This window comes from Nocardioides sp. SLBN-35 (assembly GCF_006715725.1).
Taxonomy (GTDB): domain Bacteria; phylum Actinomycetota; class Actinomycetes; order Propionibacteriales; family Nocardioidaceae; genus Nocardioides.
Window position 1 is genome coordinate 4,900,437 of the sequence record NZ_VFNU01000001.1, and the last position, 17,518, is coordinate 4,917,954.

The window sequence follows — 17,518 nt, forward strand, 5'->3', positions numbered from 1 at the left end:
GGCCTCGGCGTACGGTGGAGCCATGTGCCGCAACATCCGCCCGCTCAACAACTTCGAGCCTCCGGCCACCCGCGACGAGGTGACCGCGGCGGCGCTGCAGTTCGTCCGCAAGGTGAGCGGTACGACGAAGCCCAGCCAGGTCAACCAGGCGGCGTTCGACCAGGCGGTCGCGGAGATCGCCCACATCACCCAGCACCTCCTCGACGACCTGGTGACGACGGCGCCGCCGAAGAACCGGGAGGTCGAGGCCGAGAAGGCGCGTGCGCGTGCCCGGCTCCGCTACGCCTGATCGCCGTATCGACGACGCGTTCGCGGCGGTCCCGCGCGAGCGCTTCCTGCCGCCCGACCAACGACGGTTCGCGGCGGTCGACCGGGCCCTGCCGCTGGGGTACGACGTCACGAACTCCCAGCCGACCACGGTCCGCGACATGCTCACGCTGCTCGGCGTCGAGCCCGGGGACCGGGTGCTCGACGTGGGGTGCGGGTCCGGATGGTCGACGGCGCTGCTCGCCCACCTGACCGGGCCGACGGGGTACGTCGTCGGGGTCGAGCTGGTGCCCGAGGTGCTGGCCATGGCGCTCGGCAACCTGCGTCCCCGTCGCCCGAACGTCGAGCTGCACCTCGCCGACCCCGCGGTGCTCGGCTGGCCCGCGCAGGCGCCGTACGACCGGGTCCTGGTGTCGGCCGACGCCGCCACCCTCCCCAACGCGCTGGTCCGCCAGGTCCGGCCGGGTGGGGTCCTGGTCGGACCGGTCGCGGGCGAGATGCTGCGGGTGGAGCGGCACGGCCGCTACGTGTTCGTGCCGCTCCTGCAGAGACCACCCGGGTGAAGCCCGACTGCTGCGCGCCGCGATGCAGGCACGCTGGCTACGTTGACGTCGCTCGATGGGCGGCCGAGCACGTCTTCGCTCCGCCGCCTTGCCATCGCACGCGCCTCGCGACGCTCGCGACGCCGCCCTTCACCCGGGTGGTCTCTACGATGGAGCGGTGACGCTCGTCGGCCGACGCGACCCCGCGCTCGAGCGCTGCGCCTCTGGCCCCCTCGTCGTGCTGACCGGTGCCGGCCTGTCCACCGACTCCGGCATCCCCGACTACCGCGGCCCGGGCGCGCCGGCGCGGATGCCGATGACCTACCAGGAGTTCGTGTCCGGGCCGGCGGCACAGCAGCGGTACTGGGCGCGCAGCCACCTCGGCTGGTCCCGGATGCGCCGCGCCGAGCCCAATGCCGGGCACCGCGCCGTCGCTGCGCTCGGCGCCGGCCTGGTCGTCACCCAGAACGTCGACGGCCTCCACGAGGCGGCCGGCACCCGTGACCTCGTCGCGCTGCACGGCCGGATCGCCGACGTGGTCTGCCTGGCGTGCCGTCGTACGACGCCCCGGGCCACGCTCCAGCAGCGGCTCGAGGACGCCAATCCCGGCTGGGCGGCCCGGCACGCGGACGTCGCCGTGCGCCCCGACGGCGACGTCGACCTCGAGGAGACCGCGGACTTCGTCGTTCCCGCCTGCGCGGACTGCGGCGGCCCGCTCAAGCCGGACGTCGTGTTCTTCGGCGAGAACGTCCCGAAGCCGCGGGTCGAGCGCTGCTACGCCGCGGTCGAGGCCCTCGCCGCGACCGGCGGCACGCTGCTCGTCGCCGGGTCGAGCCTGACCGTGATGAGCGGGCTGCGGTTCGTGCGCCGGGCCGCACAGCGCGGCATCGACATCGTCATCCTCAACCGCGGCGCGACGCGCGGCGACGACCTCGCCACCCACAGGGTGGAGGCGGGGACGAGCGAGTGGCTGACCGCGCTCGCCGACGTGCGGCTCAGAGCTTCTTGACGAAGATGTGGTCGGCCGCCTCCGGGAAGATCTCGGCGGTCTCTCCGCCGGCACCCACGAGCACGCCGTCGGCGGTGGCCTGGATCGTGATCGTCTTGTCGGGCAGCGCGCCGACCCGGCGCATCGCACTCATCAGCGAGTCGTCCTTCTGCATCTCCTCGGAGATGCGGCGTACGACGGCGCGGGCGGTCTCGGGCCCGGCAGCCTTGGAGAGCGGCTCGACGTCGGCCATGAAGTTCTCGCCGAGGGCGTCCTGGCCGAGCTCGCCGAGGCCCGGGATCGGGTTGCCGTAGGGCGACTCGGTCGGATGGCCGAGCAGCTCGATCAGGCGGCGCTCGACGGTCTCGGACATGACGTGCTCCCAGCGGCACGCCTCCTCGTGGACCAGCTCCCAGTCGAGGCCGATCACGTCGGTGAGCAGGCGCTCGGCCAGGCGGTGCTTGCGCATCACGCGGGTCGCGAGGCGGGTGCCCTCGTCGGTGAGCTCCAGGTGCCGGTCGCCCTCGACGGTCAGCAGGCCGTCACGCTCCATGCGGGCCACCGTCTGCGACACCGTCGGCCCGCTCTGGTGCAGGCGCTCGGCGATGCGCGCCCGCAGCGGGACGATGCCCTCCTCGATCAGCTCGTAGATCGTGCGGAGGTACATCTCGGTGGTGTCGATGAGATCGCTCACCCGCCTATTCTGACCCATTAAGAGAAAGGCCGCGAACCAGCGGCCTGCAATGCTGGACCGGTGACCGCGTCCTCCTCGCTGCCGCCCCTGATCGTCCCCCACCGCTTCAACGGACCGCCCCGCTCCGGCAACGGCGGCTGGACCTGCGGAGCCCTCGCCGCCACGCTGCCGGCCCAGGGCATCGGCACGGCGGTCACCGTCACGTTGCGCCTGCCCCCACCGCTCGACGTACCGATGCCGGTGCTCGCGACCGCGGCCGGGGCGACGCTCACCCGCGACGGGCAGGCCGTCGCCGAGGCGGTGTACGCCGAGACCCGGCCGGTCCCGGTCGCGCCGGTCTCGGCCGCGGCCGCCGCGGAGGCCGAGACCCGCTACCTGGGCCACCGCTCGCACCCCTTCCCGACCTGCTTCGCCTGCGGGCCGGACCGCCGGGTCGGCGACGGGCTGCGGATCTTCGCCGGAACGGTCGCCCCGGGCGACGCCGACGACCAGCGGGTCGCGGCCACCTGGACGCCGTACGAGAGCGCGGTGCCGATCGCCTGGGCCGCGCTCGACTGCCCGGGCGGCTGGGCCAGCGACCTCGAGGGCCGCCCGTCCGTGCTCGGCCAGATGACCGCCGAGCTGCTCAGCCTGCCGCGGACCTCGGAGCGGTACGTCGTCGTCGGCGAGCTGCGCGGCATCGACGGCCGCAGGACGTTCACCGCGGCGACCATCTACGGCCCCCACGACGAGGTGGTCGCGACCGCCGAGCACACCTGGATCACCGTCGACCCGGAGGCCTTCCGGTGAGCGGCGCCGAGCGGAGCCACCCGTGGTGGTACGACGCCGTCGTCTACCAGGTGTACGTCCGCAGCTTCGCCGACGCGATGCCGGCACCCGGCGACGGGATCGGCGACCTGCCCGGCATCACCTCGCGGTTGCCGTACCTGCGCGAGCTCGGCGTCGACGCGCTGTGGATCACGCCGTTCTACACCTCACCGCAGAAGGACCACGGCTACGATGTCGCCGACTACACCGACGTCGACCCGCTCTTCGGCACCCTCGATGACATCGACCGGCTGCTGGAGACCGCCCACGGGCTCGGCCTGCGGGTGATCGTCGACCTGGTCCCGAACCACACCTCCGACCAGCACGCCTGGTTCCGAGCCGCGCTGGCCGCGGCTCCGGGATCGAAGGAGCGGGCCCGCTACATCTTCCGCCCGGGACGGGGGAAGGACGGCGCCGAGCCGCCCAACAACTGGGACTCGATCTTCGGCGGGCCCGCGTGGACGCGGGTGCCGGACGGCGAGTGGTACCTCCACCTCTTCGACACCTCCCAGCCCGACCTCGACTGGCGCAACCCGGAGGTCGGCGACATGTTCGAGGGGGTGCTGCGGTTCTGGCTCGACCGCGGGGTCGACGGGTTCCGGGTCGATGTCGCGCACGGGCTCTACAAGGAGGCCTCGCTGCGCGACCAGGTCCGGCCGAAGAAGGCGAAGAAGTCGGCTGAGTCCATGGTCGAGCGGGTCCTCAACGACGAGCCGATGTGGGACCAGCCCGAGGTGCACGACGTCTACCGGCGCTGGCGCGAGGTGCTCGACTCCTACCCCGGCGACCGGATGGCCGTCGCCGAGGCGTGGACCCAGACCGCCGCGTCGATGGCGATGTTCATCCGTCCCGACGAGCTGCACCAGGCGTTCAACTTCGGCTGGCTCGGCACCCCGTGGTCGGCCGAGGCGTTCGCCGAGGTCGTCAACGACTCGATCGCCGCCGTCGCCGCGGCCGCATCGGCGCCCACCTGGGTGCTGTCGAACCACGACGTGGAGCGGCACCCGACCCGGTACGGCGGCGGTCCGGTCGGCCTCGCCCGCGGCCGCGCGGCCACGCTGGCGATGCTGGCGCTGCCCGGATCGGCGTACCTCTACCAGGGGGAGGAGCTCGGCCTCGAGCAGGTCGACGTGCCGCCCGAGGCGCGGCAGGACCCGTCCTGGTTCCGCACCGGCAAGCCCGGCCGCGACGGCTGTCGGGTGCCGCTGCCGTGGTCGGGCGACGCGCCGCCGTACGGCTTCGGCGGGCCGGCCGGCACCCAGCCGTGGATCCCCCAGCCCGCCGACTGGGCGCCGCTGACGGTCGCGGCCCAGGACGCCGACCCCGACTCGACCCTGGCGTTCTACAAGCGCGCACTCACCGCGCGACGCGAGGTCTTCGCCGGCGCCGACGAGGAGACGGTCGCGCACGTGGACGGCGACGTGCTCGTCGTACGACGGGCGGGGGTGAGCGTCGTCCTCAACGCCGGGACCTACCCCGCCGCCCTGCCCGAGGGCGAGGTGCTCATCAGCAGCGGGCCGCTGCCCGGCGGCGTGCTGCCGCCGGACACCGCCGCCTGGATCCGCTGAGCCCGCCGCGGGCCTGGAAGGTCAGCGATCGGCGGGGATGCCGAGCGCGTCGTTGTAGCGCCGCAGGGACACCGCGAACTCCTGGAGCTCCTCGACCGGCCAGTCCCCCAACCGCTCGGCGAGCTGCTCGCGGCGCTGCTCGGCGACCGCCTCGAGGCGTCGTACGCCCTCCTCGCTGACGCTGAGCAGCGTCGCCCGGCCGTCCTCCGGGTCGGGCGCCCGGTCGACCAGGCCGAGGTCGATCAGGTGCTGCACCTGCCGGCTGATCGCGCCCTTGTCGATCTCGAAGACCGCGCACATCGCCGAGGCGCGCAGCGGCCCGTGGTCACGGACGTAGCTGAGCATGAGGTACGACGACGGCAGCAGGTCGGGATGGACCGCCCGGGCCCGCTCGCCGATCACCCGGCGTACCCGGCGGATCAGCACGCCGACCTCGATCTCGAGGTCCTTGAGCGCCTCGCCGCGGGCGAGCGTCGCGGTCATCGCCGCTCGCCCTTCGCGGCCGCACCCTCCACCTCGTAGCCCGGGTAGTCGACCGGCTCGCCGCTGGCGACCAGGGCGGCCTCGACCTCCGACTCGGCGACGCTCGGGCCGGTGGAGGTCCGCAGCGGGACCTCCTTGATGAACAGGATGCACAGGAAGGCGACCACGGCGAACGGCACGGCGACCAGGAACAGGTGACCGACCGCGTCGCCGAAGGAGGCCTCGTAGAGGGACCGGATCGGGGCCGGGAGGTCGGCCAGCTTGGGGATGTCGCCGGTGGAGTGCTGCATCGCGGCGAGCTGCTCCTGGCTGATCTTCCCGGCCCGGACGAGTGCCTCGATGCCGTTCGTGACGCCGCTGGTGACCTGGTGGGCGAGCACCGCGCCGAGGGCCGCGACACCGGCGGAACCGCCGATGGAGCGGAACATCGCGACGACCGAGCTGGCCGCGCCGAGGTCCTCGACGGCGACGTTGTTCTGCACCGACAGGACCAGGTTCTGCATGGTGGCGCCGAGGCCGATGCCGACCAGCGCCATGTAGCTGCCGACGACGACCAGCGGGGTGTCGACGTCGATGGTGCCGAGCAGGGCGATGCCGGCGATGACGAAGATCATGCCGCCGACCAGCCAGCGCTTCCACAGACCGGTCTGGGTGATGATCCGGCCGCTGACGATGCTGGAGACGAGCAGGCCGCCGACCATGCAGACCGACATCAGACCGGCCTCGGTGGGGCTCATGCCGCGGGCGAGCTGGAAGTACTGGCTCAGGTAGACGGTCGCGCCGAACATCGCGACACCGATCATCACCGAGGCGGCGGTGGCCAGCGCGGTGGTGCGGTCACGGAACAGGCGCAGCGGGATCACGGGCTCGCTGGCGACCTTGGCCTCGACCCACAGCGCGCCGCCGATCAGGGCCAGGCTGCCGACGACGAGCCCCGCGGACATCCCGGAGATCCAGTCGAAGTTGGTGCCGGCGAGGCTGACCCAGACCAGGATCAGGCTGATGCCGGCCATGATCAGGGTGGCTCCGAGGTAGTCGATCTTGACGTCGCGCTTGATGGTCGGCAGGTGCAGGGTCTTCTGGAGGACGACGAAGGCGATCGCGGCGATCGGGATGCCGACGATGAAGCAGCCGCGCCAGCCCATCGGGCTGTCCACGATCAGGCCGCCGAGCAGCGGGCCGCTGACCGTCGCGGTCGCGAAGACGGCGCCGATGTAGCCGCTGTAGCGGCCGCGCTCACGCGGCGAGACCATCGAGGCGATGACGACCTGGACCAGTGCGGTCAGACCGCCGACGCCGAGTCCCTGGAAGGCGCGCGCGCCGATCAGCACGCCCATGCTGGGCGCCACCGCGGCGACGACCGAGCCGGCCGAGAAGATCACCAGTGCGACCTGCACCAGCAGCTTCTTGCTGAACAGGTCGGCGAGCTTGCCCCAGATCGGGGTGGTCGCCGTCATGGTCAGCAGCGTCGCGACCACGACCCACGTGTAGCCGGTCTGGCTGCCGTGCAGGTCGGTCACGATCGCGGGGAGGGCATTGCTCACCACGGTGCTGGAGAGCATCGCCACGAACATCGCGAGCAGCAGCCCGGTCAGGGCCTCCAGGATCTCGCGGTGGGTCATCTGGCCCGGTTCGGCGGTGGCCGACGGAGCGTTCGTCATCGAGTCGTCATCTCTTCTCGTCATCACCCAAATGGTTGTCGTAGATCAACCATATGCCAGATGGTTGACGACGGCAACTTTCTGTGACGCTGGAGACATCGAGGGCGACGAAATGCAGCGACCCGCAGGTGCGGTCCTCGGACCGGGCCGGGGGACGATCCCGGTTTCACCTGCGGGTCGGGTGGCTGCGTTGGTTTCGCGCGCAGCCCGTCGGAACTGCATGGGCTGCTAGCGGGCAGCCACCTCACGCGTCCTGGAAGAACTCATTCTTCGGACCACCTCCTTTCCCGTGTGCGACAACGGTAGGTCGCCGATCCGCCGCGCACAACGGCATTTACGAAGGCGATCCAGGGCGCGTGCCGGTCGACTCGCGCACCCGCAGCTGCGTGGGTACGACGACCGAGGCCGGCGTACCGGAGGGCGGGCGGAGCAGCAGCTCGACGGCGCAGGCGCCGGCGTCCTCGGTGCGCTCGGCGAGCGTGGTGAGCGCGGGCTGGCAGAAGTCGGCGCCGAACATGTCGTCGAAGCCGACCACGCTGACCTCCTCGGGCACGCGCACACCACGCGCAGCCAGCCGCCGGAGCACGCCGATGGCGAGCATGTCGTTGTGGCACACGACGGCGTGCGCGCCGGCGGCGAGGGCCGCGTCCGCGGCGGCGGGACCACCCTGGAGCGTGGGCAGGTACGGGCCCAGCCGGCGCGCGCCGACGCCCGCGTCCGCGGCGGCGGCCTGCAGGCCGGCCCAGCGCCGGGCGCCGGACCAGGACTCGTGCGGCCCGCCGAGGAACACCAGGGACCGGTGCCCCAGCGAGACCAGGTGATCGACGATCTGCCGGGTGCCGGCGTCGTAGTCGGCGACGACCGAGGGCACCCCAGGGAGGGTGCGGTTCACCAGAGCGAGGCGGTTTCGCGCCCCCGCCGCGGCGAGGTCGTCGTCGGTGCCACGGGCGGCCGCGACCACGATCCCGTCGACCGCCGGCCCCAGCCGGGCGATCAGCTCGCCCTCCTTGGCCGCGCTCTCCTGGGTGTCGCCGAGAACCAGCGTCTTGCCGGCCGCCGCGGCCGCGCGCTCCGCACCCTTGATCGCGCCGGCGAAGTAGGGGTTGGTGATGTCGGGGACGAGCAGTGCGTAGGTGTGGGTGCGGCCCGAGCTCATCGCACGGGCGCTCGGGTTCGGCACGTAGCCGAGCCGGGCGGCGACCTCGAGGATGTGCTCGCGCGTGGTCGCGTTGACGCGGCCCGGGGTGCTCAGCGCGCGCGACACGGTGGAGGTCGCGACACCCGCGGACTCGGCGACGTCGGTGATGGTGACCCGCTTCGGAACTGCCACGGCAGCAGTCTATGGCAAGAAATGGCAACCGATTGCCATGTGACCGGCGCCACTCGTAGCGTCCTGCGCAGTTCGCGTCCACAGTGGAGGCGACGGAGAAAGGCAGTTCGAGATGGCCCAGGACCTCGCCCCGGTCCGCACCCCGCGGAAGGCCGCACTCGCGGCATGGTGCGGCAGCGCGCTCGAGTACTACGACTTCGCGATCTACGGCGCCGCCGCCGCCCTGGTGTTCCCCAAGATCTTCTTCCCCGAGGGCAACGAGACCGCGGCCAGCATCGCCTCCTTCGCGACCTTCGGCGTCGCGTACGTCGCCCGCCCGATCGGCTCGTTCTTCATGGGCCATGTCGGCGACCGGCTCGGTCGCAAGCGGATCCTGATCGGGACGCTGCTGCTGATGGGCGTCTCCACCTTCCTGGTCGGCTGCCTGCCGACGTACGGCCAGGTCGGGATGCTCGCCCCGGCGCTGCTCGTCGTGCTCCGCCTGCTGCAGGGCCTCTCCGCCGCGGGCGAGCAGGCCGGCGCCAACTCGATGTCCTTCGAGCACGCACCCGACGACCGGCGCGGGTTCTTCACGAGCTTCACATTGAGCGGCACCCAGGGCGGACAGATCCTCGCCCCGGCCGTGTTCCTGCCGCTGGCCGCCGTGCTCCCCGAGGACGCGCTGCTCAGCTGGGGCTGGCGGGTGCCGTTCTGGCTGAGCGCCGCGGTCGTGCTGATCGGCTTCCTGATCCGCCGCACCCTCGACGAGACGCCCGAGTTCCACCGCGAGGCCGCCCGAGAGGAGACGCCCAAGGCGCCGCTCGGCGTGCTCTTCCGCGACCACTGGGCCGGTGTCGTCCGGGTCTTCTTCGCGGCGTTCGTCGCGGTCGTGAACACCATGTTCGCCGTCCTCGCGCTCAACCTCGCGACCTCCGAGGACTACGGCATCGAGATCAGCAAGACCACCATGCTGTGGCTCGCGATCGTCGCCAACGTCGTCGCCGTCGGCACCATCCCGCTGTGGGCCTCGGTCTCCGACCGGATCGGCCGCAAGCCGGTCTTCGTCACCGGTCTGATCGGCAGCAGCGTCCTGGTGACGCTCTTCCTCTGGTCGATCACGCAGCACGACGTGCCGCTCGTCCTGATCAGCGGCATCGCGCTGGCCGGCGTCGTCTACAGCATGCCCAACGCCGTGTGGCCCGCGACGTACGCCGAGTACTTCCCCACGTCGGTCCGCCTGTCCGGCATGGCGATCGGCACCCAGTTCGGCTTCGCCCTCGCCGGGTTCACACCCACGATCGCCGGCTGGCTGCTCGACGGCGACGCCGACAACTGGTACCGCGTCGCCGGCTTCGTGGTCGCCGCCTGCACCATCTCCGCGATCGCCGTGCTCACCGGCCCGTCCGGCACGCACCGCGTCCCCACCGCCGAGGTCGGCCGTACGACGACCCGCGGCGCCGCCCTCCCGGTGCCGGAGCCGGCCCGATGAGCGCACGACCCGTGATCGCCGTCCTCAACGGCCCCAACCTCAACCTGCTCGGCGAGCGGGACCCGAGGGCCTACGGCACGACCACCCTCCCCGAGATCGAGAACCTCTGCCACGCGGTCGCCGACCGGCTCGGCTACGACCTCGACTTCCGCCAGACCAACCACGAGGGCGTGCTCGTCGACGCGATCCACGAGCTGCGCCACAGCGCGGCCGGCGTCGTCGTCAACGCGGCCGCCCTCTCCCACACCTCGGTCGGGGTCCGCGACGCGCTCGCCGTGGTCGACGGCCCGGTCGTGGAGGTGCACCTGAGCAACATCCACCGCCGCGAGGCCTTCCGGCACCACTCGTACGTCGCCGAGGTGGCCGACGGGATCGTCACCGGCTGCGGTGCCCGCGGCTACGCGATGGCGGTCGAGCACGTGGCGCACCTGGCCGACGACCGCCTGGCGGAGCAGCGATGAGCGCGTCGTACTGCCTCGGCCTGGTCGGCGCCGGCATCGGCGGCTCGCTGACCCCGGCGATGCAGGAGCGCGAGGGCCGGGCGCACGGCGTGGCGCTGACCTACCGGCGCATCGACGCGGAGGTGCGCGGGTTCGGCGTCGAGGACCTGCCCGAGCTGATCCGGTGGGCGCATGCGTTCGGCTTCGACGGGCTCAACTTCACCCACCCCTTCAAGCAGGCGGTGCTGCCGCTGCTGGACGACATCTCGCAGGCTGCCGACGACCTCGGCGCGGTGAACACCGTCCAGATCCGCGACGGCCGGCTCGTCGGCCACAACACCGACTGGTCCGGCTGGGGGCGGGCGTTCCGCTCGGCCCTGCCCGACGCGGTCACCGACCACGCCGTCGTCGTCGGCGCCGGGGGCGCCGGCCTCGCCGTCGCCTACGCGTTGCTCGACCAGGGTGCCGCGCACGTCGCGATCCACGACGCCGACGCCGAGCGGGCCGAGACGGCCGCGATCCGGCTCGGCAAGAGGTTCGCGGCCGAGCGGATCACGCCGGTCGACGACGTCGCCACGGCCCTCACCGAGGCGCAGGGCCTGGTCAACGCGACCCCGATCGGGATGCACGGCCACGCCGGGCTGCCCGTCGCGCCGGCGCTGGTGAACCCGCGCTTGTGGGTGGCCGATGTCGTCTACTTCCCGCTCGAGACCGAGCTGATCGCGCTCGCCCGCTCGCGTGGCTGCCGGGTCGTCCCCGGTGGTGGGATGGCGGTCGGCCAGGCCGTCGACGCCTTCGAGCTGTTCACCGGCAGGCAGGCCGACGCGGACCGGATGGCCCGCCACTTCGCGGACCTGACGTCATGACCAAGCGCCGCAGCATCGCAACGGTCTCCCTGTCCGGCCTGCTCGCCGACAAGCTCGAGACCATCGCGGCGGCGGGTTTCGACGGTGTCGAGATCTTCGACAACGACCTGGTCGCCTCGCCGTTGGGTCCCGAGGACGTGGCGAGGAGGTGCGCCGACCTCGGCCTGCGGATCGAGCTGTTCCAGCCGGTGCGCGACGTCGAGGGCGTGCGGCCTGCGGACTTCCCGGCCGTCGTACGACGCGTCGCCCGCAAGCTCGACGTCGCCGCTGCCCTGGGCGCACCGGTCGTGCTGCTGTGCTCCAACGTCCAGCCGGACGCGATCGACGACCCCGCCCTGTCGGCCGCCCAGCTGGCGGTCCTGGGCGACCTGGCCGCCGAGCGCGGGCTGGTCCTCGCCTTCGAGGCGCTCGCCTGGGGCCGTCACGTCGACCGGGTCGGCCGGGCCTGGGACATCGTCGAGCGGGCCGGCCACCCCGCCGTCACCCTCGCGGTCGACACCTTCCACCTGCTCTCGCGCGGCGACGACGCCGGCGCGCTGGCCGGCGTACCCGGCGCCCGGATCGGCTTCCTCCAGGTCGCCGACGCCCCGCTGCTCGACATGGACGTGCTCGAGTGGAGCCGGCACCACCGCTGCTTCCCGGGCCAGGGGACGATGGACGTGACCGGAGTGGTCGAGGCCGTCCTCGCCGCGGGGTACGACGGCCCGCTGTCCCTCGAGGTCTTCAGCGACGTCGTGCGGGAGTCCCCTGCGGCCACCACCGCCCGCGACGCGCTGCGCTCGCTGGTCCACCTCGAGGACGACCTGGCCCGCCGCGACCCGACCGCCGTACCCGTCGCGCCGCCGGCACCCGAGCGTGCCGACGCCGCCTTCCTCGAGCTCCCCGCCGGCCCCGCGACCGACGACCTGCTCGCCCGGCTCGGCTTCACGCTGGCCGGCTGGCACCACCACAAGCCGGTCGCCCGCTGGCGCCACGGCGCCGCCGAGGTGCTGGTCGACGCGGGCGCCACCGGCCCCGCGCTCGGCATCGCCACAGCACCGGTCGCCCAGGTGGCCGAGCGCGCGGCCGCCCTGCTCTGGCCGAGCGTCTCCGTGGCGCGGACCACCGGCGACACCCGCCTGCCCGGCATCACCTCCCCGGCGGGTGTGCCCGTCTTCGTCAGCGGCCCCGCGGGCGAGGCCGACGACTGGCGCCACGACTTCGGCGCGGCCCCGCCGGAGGAGCGCGGCTGGCTCGGCATCGACCACGTCGGGGTCGCCGTACCCGCCCGCGCGCTGAACGAAGAGGTCGCCTTCCTGCGCACCCTGCTCGGCCTCGAACCGGCGGCCCTCGAGGAGTTCATCGACCCGCACGGCCGGGTCCGCAGCCGCGCCTTCCGACCCGCGACAGGCGACCTGCGACTGGTCGTCAACGTGCCCGACGTCGCCGCCCCCCGGCTCCCGTCGGGCGTCGTCCAGGTCGCCTTCCGGTGCGCCGACCTGCTGGCGGAGGTACGCCGGCTGCGGGCGGCCGGCGTACCCCTCATGCCGGTACCGGACAACTACTACGCCGACCTCGGCGCCCGCTTCGACCTGGATCCCGCGCTGCTCGCGGAGCTGCGGGAGCACGGCGTCCTCTACGACCGCGCCGGCGACGGCGAGCTGCTGCACGCCTACACACCCGTGCTCCCCCAGGGCTTCTGCGTCGAGCTGCTCGAGCGCCGGGGCGGGTACGACGGCTACGGCGCCGCCAACACCCACGTCCGGCTGGCGGCCCAGGCCGCCTCCCGACCGAGCTGTGACGGAGGCAACGCCCGCCCCGGGAATGTCTAGCAGTTTGGTTGCATTAAGGCAGGCATGTCCGACCAGACTCCCCTCATCGAGGCCCCGAAGTCCCGGCTACCGCTGGTGATCGGTGCGGCCGTGGCCGTGCTCGCCGTCATCGCGGCGGCGATCTTCCTCCTCACCCGCGACGGTGACGACACCCGGCGCGCGACCGGCGGTGACGGCACTGCCGAGCTGTCGAAGAGCGACCCGGTGAAGGTGGTGCTCGGCACCGTCGGCGCGAGCGACCCGTACTGGAAGACGTTCGAGAAGGCCGCGAAGGAGGCGGGCATCGAGCTGGAGATCCGCGACTTCGCGGAGTACCCGCTGCCGAACCCGGCGCTGGCCGAGGGCGAGCTGGACGCCAACCAGTTTCAGCACATCGTCTACCTCGCCGAGTACAACGTCGCCAACGACGACGACCTGGTGCCGCTCGGCGCGACCGCGATCTACCCCCTCGGCCTCTACTCGCAGAAGTACGACGACGTCGCGGACATCCCCGACGGCGAGACCGTGATCGTCCCCGACGACGACTCCAACCAGGCCCGCGGCCTGCTCGTGCTGCAGTCGGCCGGCCTGATCAAGCTCAAGGACGGCGGCTCGATCTTCTCGACCGTCGCCGACGTCGACGAGTCCGCCTCGCGGGTCAAGGTCAAGGCGCTGCAGGCCGACCTGACGCCGACCTCCCTGCCCGACGTCGCGGCCGCGATCGTCAACAACGACTTCGTCGAGGACGCCGGGCTGCAGTTCGACGACGCCATCGCCGTGGACGACGCGAGCGACCCCAAGGCGATCCCGTACGTCAACATCTTCGCCGTGCGCGCCGAGGACAAGGACAACCCGGCGCTGAAGAAGCTGGTCGAGGTCTACCAGCAGACGCAAGGAGTGCTCGACGGCGTCGACGAGGCCGCCGGCGGCACCGCCGAGTTCGTCACGATCGGCCAGGCCGACCTCGAGAAGAGCCTGCACGACGTCGAGAAGCAGATCCGCGAGCAGAAGTGAGCGAGCCGCAGGTCGAGCCGCTCGTCGAGCTGCGCGGCGTCGTCAAGGAGTTCCCCGGCGCCCGCCGCGGCGACCCGGCGCACCGTGCGGTCGACGGCGTCGACCTGCGGGTCGAGGCGGGCGAGATCTTCGCGATCATCGGCTACTCCGGCGCCGGCAAGTCGACGCTGGTCCGCCTCGTCAACGCGCTGGAGCCGGTGACCTCGGGCAGCGTGGTGGTCGACGGCGTCGACGTCACCACGCTTCCCGAGAAGGGCCTGCGCGACCTGCGCCGCGGCATCGGCATGGTGTTCCAGCAGTTCAACCTGATGGAGTCGCGCACGGTGTGGGGCAACCTCGCGTTCCCGCTGACCGTCGCCGGGATCCCCCGCAAGGACCAGCAGCGGCGGATCTCCGAGCTGCTCCACTTCGTCGGCCTCGCCGACAAGGCGCACGCCCGGGTCAGCGAGCTGTCCGGCGGCCAGAAGCAGCGGGTCGGCATCGCCCGTGCGCTCGCGACCGAGCCGCGGCTGCTGCTCGCCGACGAGGCCACCAGTGCCCTCGACCCCGACACCACCCGCGACGTTCTCGACCTGCTCGCGCGGGTCAACCGCGAGCTCGGCATCACGATCCTGCTGATCACCCACGAGATGGACGTCGTACGACGCATCGCGCACCGGGTCGCGGTGATGGAGGACGGCAGGGTGGTCGAGCAGGGCCGCGCGGTCGACCTGTTCGCCGACCCGCAGCACCCGGTGACGAAGCGCTTCGTCGGCACCGTCGTCGACGACCTGCCCGCCCCCGACGTGGTCGCGGCGCTGCGCGAGCGCCACGACGGCCGGTTCGTCCGGCTTGCGTTCCGGCAGCAGGACGTGCGCCAGTCCGAGGTGTTCGCGACCTTCCTGCGCCACGACGTGGCCTTCGAGCTGGTCTACGGCGGCATCGAGGAGGTCCAGGGCACCACCTTCGGCAACCTGACCCTGGCCCTGTCCGGCGAGCCCGCCGCGGTCGACCGGGCGCTGGCCGAGGTCGCTCCCCTCGTCGAGTGGACGGAGGTCGCCTGATGACGACGTACGCGATCGACACCCGCCTCGGCGACCTGCAGCCGGAGTTCTGGCAGGCGGCCGGGGAGACCCTGGTCATGGCCACCACCGCGCTCCTGCTCGGCGGCCTGCTCGGGCTCGCGCTCGGTCTCGGTCTCTACCTCACCCGCAAGGGCGGCCTCTACGCCAACCGCCCGCTGCAGGTCGTGCTCAACGTGGCGGTCAACTTCTTCCGCCCGATCCCGTTCGTCATCTTCGTGGCCGCGCTGCAGCCCTTGGCGCGGGTGGTCGTCGGCACCGGCATCGGTACGCCGGCCGCCACCTTCGCGATCGTCGTCGCCGCGACCTTCGGGATCAGCCGGATCGTCGAGCAGAACCTGGTCACCGTGAACCCCGGCGTCATCGAGGCCGCCCGCGCCATGGGCGCCAGCCGCTCGCGGATCACGTTCACGGTCCTCGTCCCGGAGGCCCTCGGGCCGCTGGTCCTGGGCTTCACCTTCGCGTTCGTCGCGATCGTCGACATGACCGCCATCGCCGGTGTCGTGGCCGGCGGGGGCCTGGGCTCGTTCGCCCAGCGATTCGGCTTCCGCCAGTTCGACGACGTGGTGATGTGGGCCTCGATCCTGGTCCTCGTCGCGTTCGTGATGGTCATCCAGCTCGGCGGGAACCTGCTGGCACGCAAGGTGCTGCGCCGCTGACTGTTGGCGCACCCCATACGTCTTGGTCGCCGATCCGGCGGATTCTCCGCCAGATCGCATGGGGCGCCGTCCACGCGGGTAGGCACGAAGCATGGTCCGCCTGCTCATCGCCGCCGCCGCCCTGCTGATCGCCCTCACCGGGTGCTCGTCCGACGATCCCCCGCTGGACACGACGCCGACGCGGAAGAGCACCCCGACCGCGACGCCGACCACCCCGGCGCCCACCACCCCGGCGCCGACCACCCCGGCGCCCAGCACCGCGCTCCCGGCCCTGGTGATCCGGCCGGGCGCGATCGGCGACGCGCAGGTGGGGATGACCCGCGAGGAGTGGGCGGCCACCGGACTGTTCGCCGACGGTGCGGCGATCTGCGAGGGCGAGCTGATCCACTGGAAGGACGACCCGGACGGCGCGGGGCTGCGGGTGCTCACCGACGAGGACGCGACGATCACCCAGCTCTGGGTGACCGCGCCCGGCCCGGCGACCGAGCACGGCGGGATCCAGGTCGGCTCGACGTACGGCGACCTCAAGGCCGCGTTCTCGCCCCTCACCAAGCCGGTCGAGGACGGCTACGACCAGTCGTCGGTCTACCCGCCGGGCGAGGAGGACGGGCTCCCCTACTTCGGCTTCTTGCTCGACGCGCCCGCCGCCGAGGTCACCGACGACACCCCGATCAGTGCCATCGCCGTCACCGGCGGTGAGCCTGCCTATTTCCAGTTCGACTGCTGAGCCGAGGCAGAGCCCGTCACTCGAGCGGCAACAGCGAACCGGGCAGCGAGACGGTCGGGCAGGCCGTCCAGTCCGTGTCGTCGGTCGGGCACGGGGTCGCCCGGTCGCGGATCACCTCGGCCGGCCCCGAGGACGGGTGCCAGACCAGGTCGTAGGGCTGGTTCGGCTCACCGGTGTCGCCGGCCCAGGTGAGCGTCCCGCCGGCCTGGAACCGGGTGCGGGTGTCTCCCGAGGCGGCCTGGCGGTGCCACGAGCCGTCGTACGTCCAGGTCTGGTAGCGACCGCCGGACTCGCCCTCGCGCACGACGTACTGCACCGCCAGGACCCGGCCGACCTTGTCGAGGGAGCTGATCCGCCAGTCCCGGGTGTAGCCGGGCGGCGTGCCGTAGTCGGCGGCGATCCCCCCGGTGTCCGGGTCGAGCTCGACGACCTTCTGCTCGACCTGGCAGCCGCCGCAGTCCTCGTCCTCGCCGTTGTCCTGCATGACCGCGAGCAGCGCCGACCCGTCGAGGCTGGGCCACAGCCGCACCAGCGGCTCGTTGCGCAGCGCCTGGGTGATCCGCTCCCCCTCGACCCGGAACAGCCCGTGGTCGGTCACGGTGTCGGACTCGCTGTTGACGCCCCACTCGACGAAGGTGACGCCGCCCAGCGTGTACGGCCTCCCGTGCAGCTGGAACTCCGCGTCGGGGCCGTCGATCTGGTCGGACTCGGCCGCCGACTCCGGGATCACGATCTTGCGGGAGGCGGCGAGTGCCGCGTCGTGAACGACGACCCGGCCCTCCCCGCGGCGACGGCCGCCGAGCGTGGTCAGCGCCTCCGGGGTGATGCCGTACTCGCCGATCCGGACGCGTCCCGAGCGCCACTCCCCGGTCGCCGGGTCCAGCACGCGGGCCCAGCGTGAGCCGAGCACGACCACCGAGCCGTCGGGACGCCACACCGCCTCCCAGCCGCCGTCGACCCTGGTGGTGTGGCCGGGCACGTGGATCAGCAGGTGCTGGCGGCCGAGCAGCACCTGCTCGGCGTACGACGGCCCCGGGACCGCCCGCACCTCGACGGCCGGGAGGTCCGGGTCGAGCACCGGTTCCGAGCCACTGCACCCCACCAGCAGCGGGACGAGGAGCGCCGCCCCGAGAAGGGCTCCCCGCGGGCTCAC

General features: G+C 72.6%; 18 protein-coding genes. 13 read left to right on the forward strand and 5 right to left on the reverse strand.

Features of this window, described 5'->3' with window-relative positions:
• Positions 1-22: 22 nt before the first annotated feature.
• The 3 genes from FBY23_RS23600 to FBY23_RS23610 all read left to right on the forward strand — a co-directional run bounded on the left by FBY23_RS23600 (position 23) and on the right by FBY23_RS23610 (position 1,818).
• A complete protein-coding gene (locus tag FBY23_RS23600; protein ID WP_141800366.1) occupies positions 23-289 on the forward strand; it encodes a DUF2277 domain-containing protein in 267 nt (88 codons plus the stop codon).
• A complete protein-coding gene (locus tag FBY23_RS23605; protein ID WP_141800367.1) occupies positions 267-830 on the forward strand; it encodes a protein-L-isoaspartate O-methyltransferase in 564 nt (187 codons plus the stop codon). The genes FBY23_RS23600 and FBY23_RS23605 overlap by 23 nt, the downstream gene beginning before the upstream one ends.
• A gap of 157 nt (positions 831-987) precedes the next feature.
• Complete coding sequence (locus tag FBY23_RS23610; protein ID WP_260806523.1) at positions 988-1,818, forward strand: Sir2 family NAD-dependent protein deacetylase; 831 nt, start codon at positions 988-990, stop codon at positions 1,816-1,818.
• Here the strand turns inward: FBY23_RS23610 and FBY23_RS23615 are convergent.
• On the reverse strand, positions 1,805-2,491 hold the full coding sequence (locus FBY23_RS23615) for a metal-dependent transcriptional regulator (protein ID WP_141800369.1): 687 nt from the start codon (positions 2,489-2,491) through the stop codon (positions 1,805-1,807). The two genes, FBY23_RS23610 and FBY23_RS23615, sit on opposite strands and share 14 nt — an antisense overlap.
• A 60-nt stretch (positions 2,492-2,551) precedes the next feature.
• On the opposite strand from FBY23_RS23615, the gene FBY23_RS23620 reads away from it, so the two are divergent.
• Together FBY23_RS23620 and FBY23_RS23625 are read left to right on the forward strand one after the other, a co-directional pair.
• Positions 2,552-3,280: a hypothetical protein gene (locus FBY23_RS23620; protein ID WP_141800370.1), complete on the forward strand. Its 729-nt coding sequence runs from the start codon at positions 2,552-2,554 to the stop codon at positions 3,278-3,280.
• On the forward strand, positions 3,277-4,866 hold the full coding sequence (locus FBY23_RS23625; RefSeq protein WP_313901103.1) for a glycoside hydrolase family 13 protein: 1,590 nt from the start codon (positions 3,277-3,279) through the stop codon (positions 4,864-4,866). Before FBY23_RS23620 ends, FBY23_RS23625 begins: the two co-directional genes overlap by 4 nt.
• Before the next feature lie 21 nt (positions 4,867-4,887).
• On the opposite strand, the gene FBY23_RS23630 is transcribed toward FBY23_RS23625, so the two are convergent.
• The 3 genes from FBY23_RS23630 to FBY23_RS23640 form a co-directional block, all read right to left on the reverse strand.
• Positions 4,888-5,349 (reverse strand): MarR family winged helix-turn-helix transcriptional regulator, encoded by a 462-nt coding sequence (locus tag FBY23_RS23630; protein ID WP_141800371.1) that lies wholly within the window; start codon positions 5,347-5,349, stop codon positions 4,888-4,890.
• Complete coding sequence (locus FBY23_RS23635) at positions 5,346-7,010, reverse strand: MDR family MFS transporter (protein ID WP_260806524.1); 1,665 nt, start codon at positions 7,008-7,010, stop codon at positions 5,346-5,348. The genes FBY23_RS23630 and FBY23_RS23635 overlap by 4 nt, the downstream gene beginning before the upstream one ends.
• A gap of 334 nt (positions 7,011-7,344) precedes the next feature.
• The gene (locus FBY23_RS23640; RefSeq protein ID WP_141800372.1) at positions 7,345-8,340 is read right to left on the reverse strand and encodes a LacI family DNA-binding transcriptional regulator; all 996 of its coding nucleotides are present in this window, start codon (positions 8,338-8,340) and stop codon (positions 7,345-7,347) included.
• Between the two features lie 112 nt (positions 8,341-8,452).
• Here FBY23_RS23640 and FBY23_RS23645 point away from each other — a divergent pair, with 112 nt between their 5' ends.
• From FBY23_RS23645 to FBY23_RS23680, 8 genes are all read left to right on the forward strand, one after another.
• Positions 8,453-9,808, forward strand: coding sequence for an MFS transporter (locus FBY23_RS23645; protein WP_141800373.1), 1,356 nt, complete (start codon positions 8,453-8,455; stop codon positions 9,806-9,808).
• Entirely contained in the window at positions 9,805-10,269 is a 465-nt protein-coding gene (gene aroQ / locus FBY23_RS23650) for a type II 3-dehydroquinate dehydratase (protein ID WP_141800374.1), read from the forward strand. The genes FBY23_RS23645 and aroQ overlap by 4 nt, the downstream gene beginning before the upstream one ends.
• The gene (locus FBY23_RS23655; RefSeq protein ID WP_141800375.1) at positions 10,266-11,114 is read left to right on the forward strand and encodes a shikimate dehydrogenase; all 849 of its coding nucleotides are present in this window, start codon (positions 10,266-10,268) and stop codon (positions 11,112-11,114) included. Before aroQ ends, FBY23_RS23655 begins: the two co-directional genes overlap by 4 nt.
• Positions 11,111-12,925: a sugar phosphate isomerase/epimerase and 4-hydroxyphenylpyruvate domain-containing protein gene (locus tag FBY23_RS26870; RefSeq protein WP_141800376.1), complete on the forward strand. Its 1,815-nt coding sequence runs from the start codon at positions 11,111-11,113 to the stop codon at positions 12,923-12,925. The genes FBY23_RS23655 and FBY23_RS26870 overlap by 4 nt, the downstream gene beginning before the upstream one ends.
• A gap of 24 nt (positions 12,926-12,949) precedes the next feature.
• Positions 12,950-13,918, forward strand: a complete 969-nt coding sequence (locus FBY23_RS23665) for a MetQ/NlpA family ABC transporter substrate-binding protein (protein WP_141800377.1) — start codon at positions 12,950-12,952, stop codon at positions 13,916-13,918.
• Positions 13,915-14,961 carry a methionine ABC transporter ATP-binding protein gene (locus FBY23_RS23670; RefSeq protein WP_141800378.1) on the forward strand — a complete coding sequence of 349 codons (1,047 nt, stop codon included), beginning with the start codon at positions 13,915-13,917 and terminating at the stop codon, positions 14,959-14,961. Before FBY23_RS23665 ends, FBY23_RS23670 begins: the two co-directional genes overlap by 4 nt.
• Positions 14,961-15,638 (forward strand): methionine ABC transporter permease, encoded by a 678-nt coding sequence (locus FBY23_RS23675; protein WP_141800379.1) that lies wholly within the window; start codon positions 14,961-14,963, stop codon positions 15,636-15,638. Before FBY23_RS23670 ends, FBY23_RS23675 begins: the two co-directional genes overlap by 1 nt.
• A 91-nt stretch (positions 15,639-15,729) precedes the next feature.
• Positions 15,730-16,365, forward strand: a complete 636-nt coding sequence (locus tag FBY23_RS23680) for a hypothetical protein (RefSeq protein WP_141800380.1) — start codon at positions 15,730-15,732, stop codon at positions 16,363-16,365.
• 16 nt (positions 16,366-16,381) lie between these two features.
• Here the strand turns inward: FBY23_RS23680 and FBY23_RS23685 are convergent, their stop codons facing one another.
• Positions 16,382-17,518, reverse strand: coding sequence for a hypothetical protein (locus tag FBY23_RS23685; RefSeq protein WP_141800381.1), 1,137 nt, complete (start codon positions 17,516-17,518; stop codon positions 16,382-16,384).

Bases quoted from the DNA above. Each gene is read 5' to 3' on its own strand.
- FBY23_RS23680 (WP_141800380.1), top strand. From the start codon at position 15,730: ATGGTCCGCCTGCTCATCGCCGCCGCCGCCCTGCTGATCGCCCTCACC.
- FBY23_RS23655 (WP_141800375.1), top strand. From the start codon at position 10,266: ATGAGCGCGTCGTACTGCCTCGGCCTGGTCGGCGCCGGCATCGGCGGC.
- FBY23_RS23600 (WP_141800366.1), top strand. From the start codon at position 23: ATGTGCCGCAACATCCGCCCGCTCAACAACTTCGAGCCTCCGGCCACC.
- FBY23_RS23630 (WP_141800371.1), bottom strand. From the start codon at position 5,349: ATGACCGCGACGCTCGCCCGCGGCGAGGCGCTCAAGGACCTCGAGATC.
- FBY23_RS23665 (WP_141800377.1), top strand. From the start codon at position 12,950: ATGTCCGACCAGACTCCCCTCATCGAGGCCCCGAAGTCCCGGCTACCG.
- FBY23_RS23645 (WP_141800373.1), top strand. From the start codon at position 8,453: ATGGCCCAGGACCTCGCCCCGGTCCGCACCCCGCGGAAGGCCGCACTC.
- aroQ (WP_141800374.1), top strand. From the start codon at position 9,805: ATGAGCGCACGACCCGTGATCGCCGTCCTCAACGGCCCCAACCTCAAC.
- FBY23_RS26870 (WP_141800376.1), top strand. From the start codon at position 11,111: ATGACCAAGCGCCGCAGCATCGCAACGGTCTCCCTGTCCGGCCTGCTC.
- FBY23_RS23635 (WP_260806524.1), bottom strand. From the start codon at position 7,010: ATGACGAACGCTCCGTCGGCCACCGCCGAACCGGGCCAGATGACCCAC.
- FBY23_RS23675 (WP_141800379.1), top strand. From the start codon at position 14,961: ATGACGACGTACGCGATCGACACCCGCCTCGGCGACCTGCAGCCGGAG.